The organism is Wolbachia endosymbiont (group A) of Anomoia purmunda (assembly GCF_947251545.1).
GTDB lineage: Bacteria > Pseudomonadota > Alphaproteobacteria > Rickettsiales > Anaplasmataceae > Wolbachia.
This window is the reverse complement of the sequence record NZ_OX366362.1, coordinates 630,873-648,365: the sequence shown is the minus strand read 5'-3', so window position 1 is coordinate 648,365 and position 17,493 is coordinate 630,873. Positions and strand designations below refer to the sequence as shown.

Here is a 17,493-nt window from a genome sequence, read left to right as displayed (position 1 = left end):
CGCATCGGATGAAACGAAAAAACTTACTTGACACCGTTCGCCAGCCATACGCGTCAAGTTAAGGAAAAGGGTAAGAAAATTCAATGAACTTAAGGTGGATACTCTAGTTTTTCTATATCTGTCTTTCACAGAAAATTGTGACCAGTCTGTGGTAAGTTTTTTCAGGAAAATTCTCAAATTATTAATTTTACTGCTTAACGCTAAAAACAACTCCCTAATCCTTCTTTTTAATTCAATGAATGCCTTTGTTAAACTCAGCTCTGTATTCTCTTTCAGTTTTATACAACCAACTATTCCATGAAATATAAGAATTGCGCACAATTTAGCGTATAGTTCACATAATACTCTGTATGGTTTTCCTTTAAGTTCGTCAAGCCTGATGTGACTCTTATACAATTTAAATAATAATTCAATCTGCCATCTTACCCTGTAAACTGTTAATACTTGTTCAGCGCTGATTTTACTCTCTGGAACGTTAGTTATGAATATCGACCAATCCAGCAATTTTTGATTCTTTTGAGAAGATGTATATCCATGTGATTTTGCTAACTTATTAGCCCTTCTTCTTCTAATTATAGACTGTTCTTCAGTTAATTTTTGACATATAATTCTCACTTTAATTTTTACTTCTTTTCCTAATAGCACTTCCATCTCTAGAAGGGATTGACCTTCTAAACATTCCAACAACTCTATTTTTTGATTTGTTTCTATATCATATATATTGGTATCAGACTTATAACGACTAACAAAATATGCACCTGCTTCATCAATCTGTTTAAAAGAACTAGGCACAAAGTAGCACAAATCAAATATTAGCAAATCATTGGCTGATAAACCGTTCAGATAATCCCTATAACCTTGATCCGACCTTATTCCTTCTATTAAATTTAACTTATCTAGCGCTTGGTTCAGGTAATCAAAGACTAACTGCAGCTTTATTCCTGATTTGGTATTACTCTCACAATCTCTATAGCTACTCCCATATCCTTTGTACATATCTTCCATGCTACTAGGCAGGCTAATATAGCTACTATCCAATAGCTTAATGCTTCTAAATTGCTTCAAAATTCTGCAATCAACCTGTAAGCTGTTTTTAAATAAAACTAAAGATTCATTATACATTCTTTTCATAAATTCCACTGCTTCTTCAGTAAATCTAAAATCCAAACCCTGTTTTGTAATTTCTATCGAGTCTTCATTTAGCAATTGGCACATTGTTTCTATGCTGCAATCACCAACTCCTATGTTACCAAAAACCATAGCTTTTATGAATGATGAGCCATTAAGTTTTCTCTTTCTTTTTATAAAACCTACTGCAATTGATATTTCGTCTGCTTTTTCATTAAAGAATTCATTGAGGTCTTTTGATAAGCAAGCTATTCTGTCCATTGTAAGTTCTCTCATTCACATATCCAAGAGAACTTATACCTTATTCTTTTCCTTCACTCTATCAATTTTACTTACACTTTTCCTTAACTTGACGCGTATGGTTCGCCAGCCCCCTTATCATGGTATTGAAGGTATTCAGTTATCTTCATCTGTGCAGATTAAACAGCAAGAAAACAACGTAGTTGGCGTCTTATTTTTAATTTTTTGCACTATGTGCACCTTATGTCTTCACAATATTTCTAGGTTTTTACCTACATAAGCTGAAACGCGCTGTTCAAGACATCACCCAACGTCAAATTTTAAAATAGAGAGTGAATAACTAGCACGGGTTTTCTTTGCCTTTTTTTCATTTGGTAAATTTCTTAAATATTTATACTAAAAGAGCCCAAGAGAGGTGTCATTCCAGTGCCCCTGTGATGTCATTCCAGTGCTCCTTTTTTGTCATCCAAGTAGCTGACACTGGGATCCAGCTTTCCATATAATCTCATCGAAAATGTTGTAACCACTTTCTGTGCTAGTTTGCTTGCTTACAAGCAAACTTTCCTGGATCCCACTGTCACGCACTGGGATGACAGGAGAAGGTACTGCCGTCATAAAGGAACTAGTGTCAGCTACTTGGATGATGCCTCATCATGTCATCCCAGTGCGTGACAGTGGGATCTAGGAATTTTATTAAGTTGGTAAGCATAAAAGTAGCCGTTTTATATTAAAATACAACATTTTGATGATTATGAAAAGGCTAGATTCCAGTCTCTGGGCACTGGAATGACACCATCATAAGGTGAATCTGGATCCAAGTAGTCAGGGCACTGGGATGACATCTTTCTTGGTTTCTTGTATCACAATATTCGTATAGTTGTGCTTGTGATACAGAAGTTACCTTTTATTCCACTACAACAAGCTTTAAAAGCACTACATTTTATATTACAATAACTCTTTTATTTCTTTAAAGGTTCATGAAATTCACATTATCTTGGTTATTAGAACACTTAGAAACCGATGCTAGCTTAGAAGAAATTACCGATAAATTAACTCACATAGGGTTAGAAGTAGAAGATGTAATCGATAATTCCAGATTAACTGGGTTTATCGTTGCAGAGGTATTAGAAGTCGTACCTCATCCAAATGCCGATAAATTAAAATTATGTAAAGTAAATGATGGGAGTAAAATTCTACAAATAGTTTGCGGAGCAAACAATGTTAGAGAAGGTATGAAAACTGTGCTTGCATCTCTTGGTAGCACATTGCCAGAAAGTGATTTCACAATCAAGCCTACAAAAATACGAGGAGTGCTAAGTGAAGGGATGCTCTGCTCTGCTTCTGAACTTGCGCTGGTTCAAGAGGAAAGTGAAGGAATAATCGAGCTTTCCGATGATTATAAAGTAGGGGATAAATTTTTCAATTGTGACCCTGTAATTGATATAAATGTTACTCCAAACCGTGGAGATTGTTTAGGCATTTATGGAATAGCTCGCGACCTTGCTGCAACTGGAATTGTGACATTAAAGACTTTAAGCATTCCACAACTTACCAGCCCCATAAATTCACCAATCGATGTTGAAGTTACTGACGGGGAAAGTTTTATTAGTGGAATATACATTACCAATGTAAAAAATCAAGAAAGCCCAAAATGGTTAAAAGATAGGCTGGAATCGATAGGAATGCGCTCCATTTCTGCAATAGTTGATATCACGAACTATATTATGATATCTTTCAGCCGCCCAATTCACGCGTATGATGCAAAAAAAATAGAAGGAGAGCTTGTAGTACGCAAAGCAAACGACGGAGAAAAATTTGCTGGTTTGAACGGTAAAGAATACTCATTAAACAAAGACATAAGCGTTATTGCAGGTGATAAAAATATTCATGGAGTTGCTGGAATTATAGGTAGTAAGTGCAGTGAATGTACTTTTGAAACTACTGATATCTTTTTAGAGTCTGCTTGGTTTGATCCAATCTCTATTGCTAAATCCTCAAGGGAGCTCGGCATCTCCACAGACGCTAGTTACAGATTTGCACGTTCAGTTGATCCTGGATTTACTTTTGATGGACTTAATCTTGCAGCTAAAATGATTCTGGACTTATGTGGTGGAGAAGCTTCAAGCGTAGTGTCTGCTGGCAGCTTAGATAGGGCTGACACCAAGGTGAGCTTTGATTATCAGGATGTGAACAAGTTTGGAAGTGTGTCTGTATCGCCTGATGAGGTGCTTGATATCTTAACGAAACTAGGGTTTAATATTGATAAAAAAACCGAAGGTAATTGGAATGTACAAGTACCAAGCTGGAGACCGGACGTGACAATACCGGCTGACCTAATTGAAGAAGTAACAAGGATATACGGCTATGACAAAATAAAAGAAGAACCACTACCAAATAATGTTGAAGAAGTAGATAGTACATACGACAATTTGCGTATTTTGATGACAAACAGAGGGTTTCATGAAGTGCTAACCTGGTCGTTTATGAGTGAATCAACAGCTGAAAAATTTGGTTACTCGAACAAGTTATTTATCATCGATAATCCGTTTAACAATAACTTTAATATAATGAGACCAAGTATTATGCCAAATTTGTTGCAAGTTACTGCTGATAATATTGCCCATGGAATATCTGATCTTACAATCTTCGAAATTGGGCCGATTTACGATGGTGAAGCTCAGTCTAAACATGTTTTAAGTGGAATAAGAACAGGAAATAATTTGCCGAGAAACTATTATAATACTGATAGGAAAGTAGATGTTTTTGACGCAAAGGCTGATTGCATAGCAGCTTTGAAGTTTTTTAACGTCAATTGTGATAATTTAACGATAGAGAGAGCAGAAAAAGAACATTACCACCCAGGAAAGTCAGGCACTCTCTCTTTTAAGAATAAAGTAGCAGGTTATTTTGGGGAGTTGCACCCTAATATATTAGATCTTTTTGACATCAAGCAAAAAGTTGTAGGCTTTGAGGTAATACTAGAAAATATTAAAAATTTACCTGTAAGTAGAAAGAAATTTATTGATTATAAATACCAAAGTGTAAAACGTGATTTTGCATTTATTGTAAATAAGGATGTGAAAGTAGGTAACATAATCAATGTGGTAAAAAAAAGCTCAGAGTTCATCACAGAAGTTTTAGTATTTGACGTATACCATGGAAATAATATAGAACCGAATAAGATGTCTATAGCGTTGTCAGTTACTTTTTGCTCTCCAATCCACACTTTAACTGAAAAAGAGATCCAAAAAGAATCAAGTACTATAGTTAATTTAGTATGTGAAAATACCGGAGGAACTTTGAGGTATAGCTAAATGGCTCTCTCATCTACAGTATGTTTATTGGCATTCCTAACGCTTGCCTCATCTAATCTACTCTTAACCAACTTGAATTCAATATCCTTAAAAAATCTATCCCACATTCCATGCAAATGCTCTTCTATTTTAGGCCATACATCATCTTTAAATGTTTCTCCTTCATCAGAAAATAAATCACTTAAAAAAGCCCCAGCTTTCTCATAACTTGATTCGAAATGTTGAAGAAATGTCTCTCCTTCCTTATAAGAGTTGTGTGCCACCTCTAACGCTTTTCTTTCTGTAGCCTCTTTGTAAACATTCGATGCTCCCATCCTTATTGTACCAAGCACAATTTTACCCCAGTTCTTAACTTTCTGTATATAACCTTCACTATTTCCTGGTATATTATTTATTATATTTTTTGTCAAATTGTCTATCAAAGGAGACAATAAATTTTGACTAAAATGTTTGATATTATCTTTTGTTTTAATTACAGGATATTTGATGCGTTTTTCTGCTAAACAGTACTCCAGTTCTGCTCTTTCTAATAACTTCTTGATTTCTTTTTCATCAAAAGTTTCAAGCTTGAATACCTTCAGTAAATCATCTTCTATTACTGCAAATTTTATTTTTTCACGAGACGTTAGTTCTTCTTTATAATCATTTTTTGTTTCTTCATTTATCAATAATTCTTTTTTGCCTAATTCTAACTGTTTTAATGCTTTCAGAATTTCTTGGTTATTTTTCAAACATAACTCTATCAACTCTATACTTAAAGATTCCTTTTCTTTACTATTTTTCTCAACATCCAAATTCTTATTCTGCTTTTCTATTATTTCCTTCAATCCCGCAGGTTGCGTTAAATATTTCCTAATTTCTTCCTGACAAGAAATAATCATTCTTACTAGATCTGATTCATCTTGCTTTAACAGCTTTAATAGATCACATAAACTTTTTATACCTTCTTTTTGTGTGTCAAATAAACTTTGCATTTTAAGTTTAGTTGTTTCCAAATACATCTTTTCTGTAAAGCCATTTACTTCGCTTGGAATTTTCGTTTTCACTTCTTCCAGCTTATCGCACTCTTTTGTCAAGGACTGTTTTACTCTATCATCTGATTTACTCAGTAGAACTCGAATAGCCTTTATTTTCGAGTCTATTAGCCTTCTCTCAACCTCTTGATCATCATATTCGAATTTAAAAAGATCTTCTAATTTCCTTCTTAAAGTACCATCTGTTAAGCTATTCTTTTCTATATCCTCACGTACTTCTTTCAATTTGTCATGTATCCCAGTATATCTTTTTTGTCCTCCTTCTTTTAAATGCTTAATCTCTTCTTTAGCATTATCTAGAGCTTTCTTTGTTTCTTTAGGATATACATTCTTATAAATATCAATTATTTCCCTTTTAGCTACCTTCCCTTCTTTTTTAAGCTGTTCCCATACTGCTTTAAGCACGGGAAATTCATTATCACTCAAATCTTTTAACGTTTTTATCTGGCCTTTCTTAAACATAGAAGACAAATTAGTACTTTTTGCTCTTAATTTTTCAAGATCTTCTATTATAATCTCTCTTTCACTTGGTAATTCCTTACCTTGGCTCTCCAACTCTTGTTTCACTAATATATCTTCTAGCGCATCTTCTAATGAAAAATCTTCTTCTCTTTTTTGTGCAAATTTAATTGCTTGTATAAAGGCAACTTGATAGGCGTTGTATATTAAGTGGGTTGTCAATTTAGGACCTATACTACTCACCACTTTCACTCTAAACTCGTTCAACAATTCCTTCAGTTTATCATATGTAATCTCTTTCTTTTCTAGCTTCATCAGCTCTTCCATAGTTTTCGCAAACTCTCGAGTAGAAGTTGCAAGCACATTCTTGATCTCATTACGTAAAGGCTTAAGACCATTTTTTAAGTGGATATTAGCTGACAATTTTAGTACAGCATTGTGTTTTGGATCTTCGTATAAATCTCTAAGTAGTTGTTTAAATTGCGATGGAAACTTCACTTCCATATCCCACATAATGTCTGACTTACCAGCATCTATTTCACGAAAAGATACCTCAATATTTTGGTGTTCATTTTGACATAACCCATTACTTATTTTAATAGCAGCAATCAAAGAATGAGATAATTTTTTATTTAAAAGATAAAAAGTAGCCAAAGCGAGTGTTGCAGGAATAAGTAATGCTGCAAGCACAGCGATATTAACAAGAATCACTATTGCAGCAAGAACACCATATGCCAATCTTTCTGGTACACTTGTTTCACTCTTTTTTGTCTTATCTTGCCCTATATCAGCTTGTGTCTTGCTGTTTATTTTATTGTATATGACTAATCCCAGTGCAGTAAAAACTATATAAGGAAACATTAAAACTGATAGAGCTAAATTCAACGCTTGTTTTTCCGGGCAAGCTTGGTTTATCTCTTTAAATATTCTACTTGATACGTTATACCAAGAAGTAAAAAAATCAGAGTTATAATCTTTATAATGAAATATACTGAGTGGAACGTTAAAATTAGCTAACGGCTCTTGTTCTTCCACAGAATCAAAAAATTCTTCTTCCTCTTCTGAAGTAGCAAGACCTAAATTATTCCCTTCTTCTACATTAGAAACAGGTCCCTGTTCTTCCATAGCATCAAAAAATTCCTCTTCTTCTTCCGAAATAACATTGGAAATAGACACTACTTTCCCTAAATCATCACTGTTGTTATTCAAATCAACAACTTTTTCATAATCATCTGCAACAGCCTTATTCATATTATAACCTTACCTCAAGTAACCTAAGTATAGCATAAACAATGACAACTTTCAACTACTAATAATTTAACCTAATACCAACACTTAAATCCTGATATTCCTTAGAATAAAAGTTAGTTCCAATTTCTGTATTAATGTCCAAAGATAAGGCAAGGGTCTGCTCTTTTATATATTCAATCCACGTATTTATTGCTTCCTTAATTTTCTCATCTTCTGTTTTGATTATTACTCTGATTCTATCGGACATATGAAAATCAGCTTGCTTTCTGGTTTCCTGAATGAGCCTCACAACATCTCTTGCAAGCCCTTCTAGAATCAATTCATCATTTAAAGTGGTGTTCAGAATCACAATCCCTTTGTTGTTATCAAACACGGAGGAAAATTCACTGTTTGCTTTTAATAATAGTTCATATTCGCCTTTTTCTATGATGTAATTTTCTGACTCGTCCCCCAAAAATATGAGACCTCTTTCTGTCATTCCAGCGCGTGACGCTGGAATCTGCGTCTGGATCCCAGTGTCAGCTACTTGGATGACACCGGATTCAACTTGTTTCCACTTTCCTTGTTTAACATATTGAACCAGTGTCTTAATCTTCTCCGGAACTCTCTTTCCAAGCATAGGAAAATTTAGTTTCAGTTCTAGTGATGCAACTTCTTTCAACTCACCCACTATTTCTAATTCTTTTACATTTACCTCATCTTTTATCATCTCTTGATATTCATCTTCAAGAAAACCGCAGGAGGACTGATGATAAATCGTCATACTACTAAGTGGCTGCCTGATACGTATATTAAAAGTGTTCCTGATAGAGAGTGCAGAGTTACATATCTCTCTCACTAGATCCATTTTGGCAATGAGCTGACTATCAAACTTCTCTAATTGTGGGAAATCAGCCAAATGAACAGATGTTTCTTCATACTTAAGCCCTTGCCATATATTCTCTATTATAAGTGGCAACAAAGGAGCTGCAGCTCTTAGTATGTAATAAAAAACCGTATATAGAACATTATAAGCATCAGTTTTATCCTGATCCAAATCACTTTTCCAAAAACGCTCGCGGCTGCGACGAATATACCAATTATTTAACACTTCAAAAAAGTTCATTAAAATTTTGCAAGCCTCTTGGGAGTTATAGCTGTTCATAGAAGCTCGGATACTTTCTACAGCTTCAAAACATTTGGAAATCATGTAGCGATCAATAGTACTTTGATAATCCTTACAAACTTCAGCTTTAATTCCATCTGCATTTGCATACATAGTAAAAAAGTGATAACTGTTCCAAATAGGTTTTATTACGTTTTTCAGAACATCTCGTATTGAGTTTCCTTCTTTATCGAGTAGCAAATTACCACCACAAACAATAGATCCAGAAAGCATAAGAAAACGCAGTGCATCAGAACCGTATCTATCAAAAACCTCCATTGGATCTGCATAGTTATTCAAACGTTTGGACAATTTTTGCCCTTTTACATCCAAAACAACACCGTGGCATATGCAGTTCTTAAATGGTTCCCTATCAAACAAAGCAGTGGACAATACAAAGAGCGTATAAAACCACCCCCTGGTTTGCGCTATGTATTCAGTGATAAAATCCGCAGATTCAAACCACTCTTTATTTTCAAACGGATAGTGGATTTGCGCAAATGGCATCGAGCCAGATTCAAACCAGCAGTCAAACACGTCAGGTACACGGCGCATAACTGATTTTCCTATTGGGTCATCAGGATTTGGTCTTGTTAAAGTATCGATAAATGGTCTGTGCAAGTCGTCTATTTTAACATTAAAATCTCTCTCCAGTTCTTCTATTGAACCATATACATCTACTCTTGGATATCTCGCATCATCTGATTTCCATACAGGGATTGGCGTACCCCAGAATCGATTGCGTGAAATTGACCAGTCGTGTGCCCCTTCAAGCCATTTTCCAAATTGACCATCTCTAATGTGGTTTGGTATCCAATTAACTCTCTTATTTAGCTCTACCATTCTGCTTTTGAATTTTGTAACTGCAACATACCAAGAAGGCATAGTGCGATAGATCAAAGGAGTGTCAGTTCTCCAGCAGTGTGGATAATTGTGAATATATTGCTCAGTTTTAAACCAATTCCCTTGCTCTTTTAATTTTTTTATTACTGTATCATTGGTATCAAAAACATGAACCCCTGCCAAATCTGAAACTTCAGCAGTAAATTTTCCACTGTTATCAATTGGACAAATAACTGGAATATCATGGCTTTGGCAAAGGTAAAAATCTTCCTCACCAAATCCAGGAGCAGTATGCACAACGCCAGTACCGTCTTCTTCCGTCACATAATTAGCAATAAAAACGCGAAATGCATTTTTTGTGTCTTTAAAATAGTCAAACAGTGGTTTGTAAGAAAGGCCTGCAAGATCATTTGCTTCAAGTTTTATATTGCAGTTTTCATATGGAATATTGTTTTGTTCAGAGTGGCTGATAAATTTCTCTAAGTAGCTTTCAGCAAAAATGTATATTTCACCATTCATTGAACTTCCTTCACTACTCCCTGTCATCCCAGTGCACAGACACTGGGATCCAGAAATAGATTCCAGCGTCACGCGCTGGAATGACATCAAAGGGTGGACTGACACTGCACAATACTCAATATCCTCTCCTATTGCCAATGCCAGATTGCTAGGAAGAGTCCAAGGAGTTGTAGTCCAAGCAAGTAATTTACATTTTTGTTTAACACTTTTAAACTGCTGTGGGTTTTCTAAAAGCTCAAATGCAGCAGTTACAGCTTTGCTAACTTTTTCTCTATACGCGTTATCAAGCCTTGTTTCGAAATTAGATAATGGAGTTTCGCATGCCCAGCTATATGGTACAACGCGCACTGATTCATACACCAGACCCTTATCATAAAGCTGCTTGAATGCCCACATGACCGACTCCATGAATGATTTATCCATAGTCTTATAGTCATTGTGAAAGTCTACCCACCTTGCTTGCCTATTTACATACTTCTCCCACTCTGATGAAAATTTCATCACAGAAGTACGGCAATGATCGTTAAATTTATCTATACCAAACTTCTCTATCTCAGTTCTACCAGATATTCCAAGTTCCTTTTCTGCACCCATCTCAGCCGGCAATCCATGGCAATCCCAGCCAAATCTACGTTCAACACTTTTTTGAAGCATAGTTTGATATCTTGCAAATGCGTCTTTGATGAAACCAGTGAGTAAATGTCCATAATGCGGAAGTCCATTTGCAAACGGAGGCCCATCGTAAAAGACAAAACAATTATCCTTGGAACGTTCTTCAACTGACCGCTCAAAAACTTTGTTTTCCTGCCAAAATTTTATGATTTCCTTTTCTAACGATGAAAAATCAGGACTACTTACTGTATCAGGATAATGCTTTGACTTCATGTTCGCTATGTAAAACTAAAGAATATAGGGCTTTCTGAAAAATTACAAATTCAAAAAGAAACACATTTACTCCTATATAGTATTCTTCATACTAAATGATAAATTTTTATAATTTAGTATGTTCTGAATCCAAGTAGTCAAGGCACTGGGATGACAAAAGAGGGAGTGTAGAAAGATTGCACCCATATGGTGTCATTCAAGTAGCTGACACTGGTTCCCTTATGACCATACGCGTCAAGTTAAGGAAAAGGGTAAGAAAATTCAATGAACTTAAGGTGGATACTCTAGTTTTTCTATATCTATCTTTCACAGAAAATTGTGACCAGTCTGTGGTAAGTTTTTTCAGGAAAATTCTCAAATTATTAATTTTACTGCTTAACGCTAAAAACAACTCCCTAATCCTTCTTTTTAATTCAATGAATGCCTTTGTTAAACTCAGCTCTGTATTCTCTTTCAGTTTTATACAACCAACTATTCCATGAAATATAAGAATTGCGCACAATTTAGCGTATAGTTCACATAATACTCTGTATGGTTTTCCTTTAAGTTCGTCAAGCCTGATGTGACTCTTATACAATTTAAATAATAATTCAATCTGCCATCTTACCCTGTAAACTGTTAATACTTGTTCAGCGCTGATTTTACTCTCTGGAACGTTAGTTATGAATATCGACCAATCCAGCAATTTTTGATTCTTTTGAGAAGATGTATATCCATGTGATTTTGCTAACTTATTAGCCCTTCTTCTAATTATAGACTGTTCTTCAGTTAATTTTTGACATATAATTCTCACTTTAATTTTTACTTCTTTTCCTAATAGCACTTCCATCTCTAGAAGGGATTGACCTTCTAAACATTCCAACAACTCTATTTTTTGATTTGTTTCTATATCATATATATTGGTATCAGACTTATAACGACTAACAAAATATGCACCTGCTTCATCAATCTGTTTAAAAGAACTAGGCACAAAGTAGCACAAATCAAATATTAGCAAATCATTGGCTGATAAACCGTTCAGATAATCCCTATAACCTTGATCCGACCTTATTCCTTCTATTAAATTTAACTTATCTAGCGCTTGGTTCAGGTAATCAAAGACTAACTGCAGCTTTATTCCTGATTTGGTATTACTCTCACAATCTCTATAGCTACTCCCATATCCTTTGTACATATCTTCCATGCTACTGGGCAGGCTAATATAATCCAAACCCTGTTTTGTAATTTCTATCGAGTCTTCATTTAGCAATTGGCACATTGTTTCTATGCTGCAATCACCAACTCCTATGTTACCAAAAACCATAGCTTTTATGAATGATGAGCCATTAAGTTTTCTCTTTCTTTTTATAAAACCTACTGCAATTGATATTTCGTCTGCTTTTTCATTAAAGAATTCATTGAGGTCTTTTGATAAGCAAGCTATTCTGTCCATTGTAAGTTCTCTCATTCACATATCCAAGAGAACTTATACCTTATTCTTTTCCTTCACTCTATCAATTTTACTTACACTTTTCCTTAACTTGACGCGTATGATCGCCGCTACCGTCTGTATTAACATCGTTACAATTACTGCTATTGGAATCTTTTGGTTTTGCATGTTTCTCCTGATTGTACAATAAAAAACTTTCAACTATTTCTTGCTTCCAGTTATGAAATATTACTACTTAGATTCGTGCTGCTTTTCAGCATCATAGAGCAAGTGTATAATTTTATCGTATGGTTTATCTTTATTGTGCCGTGATCTTAGTACAGCTACATCTCTTGGGTTTTTCCCATCTTCATTTCTGATTGTAGGGTTTGCACCTTTCTGCAGTAAAAACTTAATAATCTCCAGATCTCCTTGATATGAAGCACTATGAAGTGCTGTACTTCCATACGTATTGATAATGTTGACGTTAATTCCTTCATTTATCAAAAATTTGACAATTTTCAAACATCCTCCTCCTGAAGCATAATGCAAAGCTGTTAATTCAGGAATTCGTGTATCAATGTCTAATAAATTTTTTACTGAGAACTTCACAACTTCTAAATTACAATTTTGAGAAGCAATGTGTAATATTGTTTTATAATTACCTGTAGCTTTTGCCTTCATATAGCAATAGGTAATAACAACACATATTACTAACACTATAAACCACAAAAAATGTAACTTATTTTTTGCATCTAGATCTAACTTATTCATGTTCAACATTTTTTCACATTAAATCAGCAATTTACTTACTTTCTCTTAAACATAATTACTCAAAGACGCCGTTAATGCAGTACAATATCCTGAACTATTCAAGGTATGTTCTGCTCTATCAATTACCCATTCACCATCTATATCTTGATTAAACCCTACAAGATTAAGTTTTGCCTCTGCAAATAATTCTGGATTACCTGGTATTGTCATTTCTAAAGTCTCATTGTTACGCTGTAGTTGCTTAAATTTGGCACTTGCTGCACTAATTGCTGATTCTGCATTTGGGTAAACTGTTTGTATAGTGTAACTTGGTTCACCGCTACCTACTGTTTCTGATATCTGCTCTCCCTTTTCATAGCTATGCCATTTTGCTATCACTGAATTATATTTATCACGTACAGTAAAATGCACTTTCCAATTGATTGTATCTCGAGGTCTAATAGTCGTTGTTCCTAAAGCTTTTCCTGTTGCTGATTTTGCTGCACCTTTTGGAATAAACAATATATATCCTCCTGCTAATTTTGCCATGGCTTCCCGCTCTATAGCTATTCTAGTTAACAAATTTATATCACTTTCTTCAGTCTGATCAATGTGTGGTATCAATATATCTTTAAATTCTTCAGCAACTTTGTACCCATATCCATGTTTATTTGCTATTTCTTTGACTAAATCACCCAGTGTAATCTGGTCCCATGCTCTAGATACTTTTTCCTTTAGTGATATCATTAAGTTTGTTGCATGAGCTTTAATTGTTAAGATTTGTGGTGGACTCTGTACCATAATTTCATTGACTGTATATACACCTATGGGCAGTACTCCTGTTTCTCTATATCCCAAAGCAATTTTCAGCTCCTTTGGAACCTTTATGTTATCATCCCTGTAATCAACGCATATTTCAACTACATCTTCTATAGTCCCTGATTCATCAGTAATATGCATTGACACTAAGCGGTCTTTTGTTAATTCATACCCTTCAATGACAAACTCTGGTTGCATTTTACCCCCAAATTTTTAAAGTTGATTTCTGTAGAGGTTTCTCAATTACAGGCAGCTTGATTTTTAGCCCCGCTGGTAAAAATTCCGTATTCTGCAAGTCCGGGGTTTTCTTCTAATACTATTTCTACTGCCCCTGAAGTAAATCCATAGTGCTTCCAGCAAATATAGTCCTATATATCATTTGCTTTTGTCGAATAATATATAGTCATGAATAAAGCTTCAAACTTAAATTAAATTCAACTTTCTTTGGTAACCCGCAAGGGAAAGATGACGTTCGCTTTTCTTCAAAACGAGTAATTACAAATTGTCCTAAAACATTTCCCATGCCATCAACTAAAGTGCGGGGTATTTGATTTGCTTCTGCTTCTTTCATATTCTTTAATTCACTTAAATTACTAAGATAAATAACCCCTTCTAGGTCTATATTTTCTGCCCCTTGGCCAATATTCTGTAGTAATTGCTTACCAATACACTCAACCACACTCCAACGCTTCTCTTTGCTATACTTTAAACTCGTTGGGGAAATTTTATATGGACCAAGGGATAGCATCAGTAAATGGGATCTACCGTATCAAACATAACATCTCGTGACTTTTCTCTTATCCTTTTTATTACTTCATCTGCAAGACTACGAACATCTTGATTTGGCTCTGCTTTAATGCTGATAGTGTAATTATTAGTGATGTTCTGAGTTTTATTCATAGTTTTTTGTTCTTTATTTTCAAACTTACTCCTTGCAAAGTCTGCAAATATCTTATCATTATCGCTCTCTGTAGACTTTTTCTCCTCAATAAGGCTTTTGACTTTTATATTATTCTTTCTTCTCTCAGATATTTCTTTAATTATACTGTTATTCAACAAAGGATTTCCATTGCTGAGAATGCTGCTCTTAAGGGGAGTATGGACTGCTTTTATTTCAGTAACAATACTTTTTCTTTTTTCAAATTCTTTCAGCGGACTGTTTTCAAATACTTTTCCAAATATACTACTAACAGTATTTCCCAGCCATGAAAACATCTCTCCAATGGGTTTTATTATCGATTTTATGTATTCCCAGATGCTAGAGAAAAAGTTCTTTACCTTTTGCCAGTTAGTTATAATAAGTGTTGCACCAGTTGCAATTGCAGCAATAACTGCTCCTATAGGATTACTTATCATTGCTGCTGTTAAGATCCTAAATCCTCCTACTACTGCAGAAAGAGCTAATGATAGTAGAGGAAAAGCTTTCGTTGCTAAGCTCAAAGTTGTAGCTTTTAAAACACTCAGCCCAGTAATTACCGCTGGAATAGCATATGACGATAATGATATCAGTGCTGGCTTAACTACCCCATGCAAAATAACCGAAAAAGTTAACATTCCACCTCTAATCAGATTCCATGCATAACCACCACTTACTGCTAGAACTTTAAGACCTATTAGTGCTGCTATGACACTCATTATTCCTGTAGTAATAACTGGAAACTTTTCTGCAAACCGAGCTATGGGGTTAGTTATCTCTCTTAAAAGACTACTTACCCACTTTAAAGGAGGTAGCATTACTGAGCCCAAATTCATTCCTACTTCCGCTATCGCATTTCTCAGTAGTCGTAAATTATTTGCTGTAGTTGCTGCACGATTATCAAATTCTTTTTGCATGGACTTTTCAAATTTTTTCTCGTCAGCTAACTGATTTATGGCATCTTTATAATTCTTTAAGCTTCCAACTAGTAATGCAATATCATCCTGATATTCTTGACCAAAGAGATTGAGAAGGATTTGCGAACGTTCCTGTTTATCTACCTTCTCCAGAGTTTCAAAAAAATAAAGTAGTCCGTCTTGGCCATTTTCGCTAATCCTTTGTGTCATCTCTTCAGCAGTTATTCCCATGTCTTCCAATGCTGCTTTGAACTCTTTGCTCTGTCCCTCAGCGGTCTGAAGTTTGCTAAGTAGAGCATTTATTGCAGTAGCAGCTTTTGCCGGTTGTTTGCCTAAACTAATAAAGGCATTTACTAAACTACTTGTTTCCTTAATATCAAGACCAAACTGTTTTGCACTACCACCAACTATAGCTAATGCTTTAACCATATCTCCTGCTTTAGCAGCACTATTATCTGAAAGGTGGTTTATAATATTACCTACTCTTTCCATACCTGCTACTTTAATCCCATAAACATTAGCAAGCTTAGCTATAGAATCACCTGCTTCTTCTGCAGACATATCAAATGCTGTAGACATTTTAGCCACTGTTGTTGTAAATCCGAGTAGCTCTTCCTTTTCAACACCAAGTTGGCCACCACTTGCAGCTATTTGTGCTAACTCTGCAGCCGATAGTGGTATCAACTATGTTTTTTTAAAAATTTTTTATTTGTAGTTTTGCAACTTCATATGGGCAATAAAAACCCATTTGTTATAGAAACAGAATTTTGTATCAAACAGCCACCACAGCAATTTCTGCTTAAGTTAATGAATATGCGCTTTTAATGTGTGTGGACGCGCATATTCATTAACCAATTTCAGTTATTGCTATGTAAATTTTTAAATATGCAAATTAACTGCTTCTTTAAGCCTTGCATTAGCAATCACTATTATTTTACGCATTAGAGCTGTTATAGCCACCATCTTTTTCTTACCACTTTCAATAAGCTTAGAATAAAAGGCACCAAGTGCAGATTTGGACCTTGCAGCAGCCATGGCAGCTGTAAAAAGCTTTGAACGAACGTTACTTCTTCCACCTATAATCCTTCGGTAGCCAATAGCTTTACCACTTTCCTTAGGATGAGGCGCAACACCTGCAAGGCTTGCAATTTGCCTTTTATTTAAAGAACCAAGTTCCGGTATGAGACACAATAAACATTGAGAGGTTTTTCTACCTATTCCAGGGACTGTTTCAAGAATTTTTTGGCATCGTTGCAATTCAGGATTTTCATTGACTATTTTTTGTATAGCTTGATCAAGCTTTTCTACCTGGTTGTTGAGGAATTCAATAGCTTGTTGACAACTTTCCTTAATGTAATCATTTCCAGGAGTTTTTAGCCTATTCTTCTCTTGAACAAGCATTTTCGTAATATCGTCACGACGCTGACAAAGTGCAAACAAGGTGGTTTGTTCTTTTGAGATAGGTGTAAATAGCTGCAGATGTCCACAACGCTCAGAACCATATTGGGCAAGCGCTTTTGCATCAAGACTGTCGGTCTTTGCCAAAGTTCCATGAGATAGAATGAAGTTTTTAACTTGACGAGTATTAGCACGATGCACAGCAATGTTTCTATCAATAAGAAAATACAATAAGCCAAGCTCATAACCTCCTGTAGCTTCTAAAATTACCATGGAGTTGGGCAAGATATTTGAAAATTTTTGGTAGAATTGTTTCCAACCAACACAACTATTGTCAAATTTGATGACACCTTTTTGTTCATTAACTGCAGTAACAAATTCAAGTTTTCCGATATCAATGCCAATAAAATTTTGATAAGATGTAACCATAAAGAACCTCGAGAGTTTAAGTTAAAATTTAAGATT

At 35.0% G+C, this 17,493-nt stretch carries 10 protein-coding genes and 3 pseudogenes; 1 reads left to right on the top strand and 12 read right to left on the bottom strand.

The window, feature by feature from the left end:
* Nucleotides 1-66 precede the first annotated feature (66 nt).
* Both OPR57_RS03385 and OPR57_RS03380 read right to left on the bottom strand, forming a co-directional pair.
* Nucleotides 67-1,389 (bottom strand): annotated as a pseudogene (locus tag OPR57_RS03385) (IS4 family transposase); the annotation flags it as partial.
* 441 nt (nucleotides 1,390-1,830) lie between these two features.
* Nucleotides 1,831-1,983, bottom strand: coding sequence for a hypothetical protein (locus OPR57_RS03380; protein WP_265037375.1), 153 nt, complete (start codon nucleotides 1,981-1,983; stop codon nucleotides 1,831-1,833).
* A gap of 362 nt (nucleotides 1,984-2,345) precedes the next feature.
* On the opposite strand from OPR57_RS03380, the gene pheT reads away from it, so the two are divergent.
* Entirely contained in the window at nucleotides 2,346-4,682 is a 2,337-nt protein-coding gene (pheT, locus tag OPR57_RS03375) for a phenylalanine--tRNA ligase subunit beta (RefSeq protein ID WP_265037374.1), read from the top strand.
* Here the strand turns inward: pheT and OPR57_RS03370 are convergent.
* The 10 genes and pseudogenes from OPR57_RS03370 to OPR57_RS03325 all read right to left on the bottom strand — a co-directional run bounded on the left by OPR57_RS03370 (nucleotide 4,679) and on the right by OPR57_RS03325 (nucleotide 17,457).
* Complete coding sequence (locus OPR57_RS03370) at nucleotides 4,679-7,426, bottom strand: hypothetical protein (RefSeq protein WP_265037373.1); 2,748 nt, start codon at nucleotides 7,424-7,426, stop codon at nucleotides 4,679-4,681. The genes pheT and OPR57_RS03370 overlap by 4 nt on opposite strands.
* Before the next feature lie 58 nt (nucleotides 7,427-7,484).
* On the bottom strand, nucleotides 7,485-10,817 hold the full coding sequence (locus OPR57_RS03365) for an isoleucine--tRNA ligase (protein WP_265037372.1): 3,333 nt from the start codon (nucleotides 10,815-10,817) through the stop codon (nucleotides 7,485-7,487).
* 196 nt (nucleotides 10,818-11,013) lie between these two features.
* Nucleotides 11,014-12,249 carry an IS4 family transposase gene (locus tag OPR57_RS03360; RefSeq protein ID WP_406831648.1) on the bottom strand — a complete coding sequence of 412 codons (1,236 nt, stop codon included), beginning with the start codon at nucleotides 12,247-12,249 and terminating at the stop codon, nucleotides 11,014-11,016.
* 33 nt (nucleotides 12,250-12,282) lie between these two features.
* Nucleotides 12,283-12,414: a hypothetical protein gene (locus tag OPR57_RS03355; protein WP_265037370.1), complete on the bottom strand. Its 132-nt coding sequence runs from the start codon at nucleotides 12,412-12,414 to the stop codon at nucleotides 12,283-12,285.
* 63 nt (nucleotides 12,415-12,477) lie between these two features.
* On the bottom strand, nucleotides 12,478-12,999 hold the full coding sequence (locus OPR57_RS03350) for an ankyrin repeat domain-containing protein (protein ID WP_265037514.1): 522 nt from the start codon (nucleotides 12,997-12,999) through the stop codon (nucleotides 12,478-12,480).
* A gap of 45 nt (nucleotides 13,000-13,044) precedes the next feature.
* Entirely contained in the window at nucleotides 13,045-13,995 is a 951-nt protein-coding gene (locus OPR57_RS03345) for a contractile injection system protein, VgrG/Pvc8 family (protein ID WP_265037369.1), read from the bottom strand.
* A gap of 1 nt (nucleotide 13,996) precedes the next feature.
* Nucleotides 13,997-14,159: pseudogene (locus tag OPR57_RS03340) on the bottom strand (tail protein X).
* A 41-nt stretch (nucleotides 14,160-14,200) separates the two neighbouring features.
* The gene (locus OPR57_RS03335) at nucleotides 14,201-14,545 is read right to left on the bottom strand and encodes a phage tail protein (RefSeq protein ID WP_265037368.1); all 345 of its coding nucleotides are present in this window, start codon (nucleotides 14,543-14,545) and stop codon (nucleotides 14,201-14,203) included.
* Nucleotides 14,545-16,311: pseudogene (locus tag OPR57_RS03330) on the bottom strand (phage tail tape measure protein); the annotation flags it as partial. The pseudogene OPR57_RS03330 and the gene OPR57_RS03335, both read right to left, overlap by 1 nt.
* Nucleotides 16,312-16,509: 198 nt before the next feature.
* Nucleotides 16,510-17,457: an IS110 family transposase gene (locus OPR57_RS03325; RefSeq protein WP_265035888.1), complete on the bottom strand. Its 948-nt coding sequence runs from the start codon at nucleotides 17,455-17,457 to the stop codon at nucleotides 16,510-16,512.
* Between the last annotated feature and the right edge of the window lie 36 nt (nucleotides 17,458-17,493).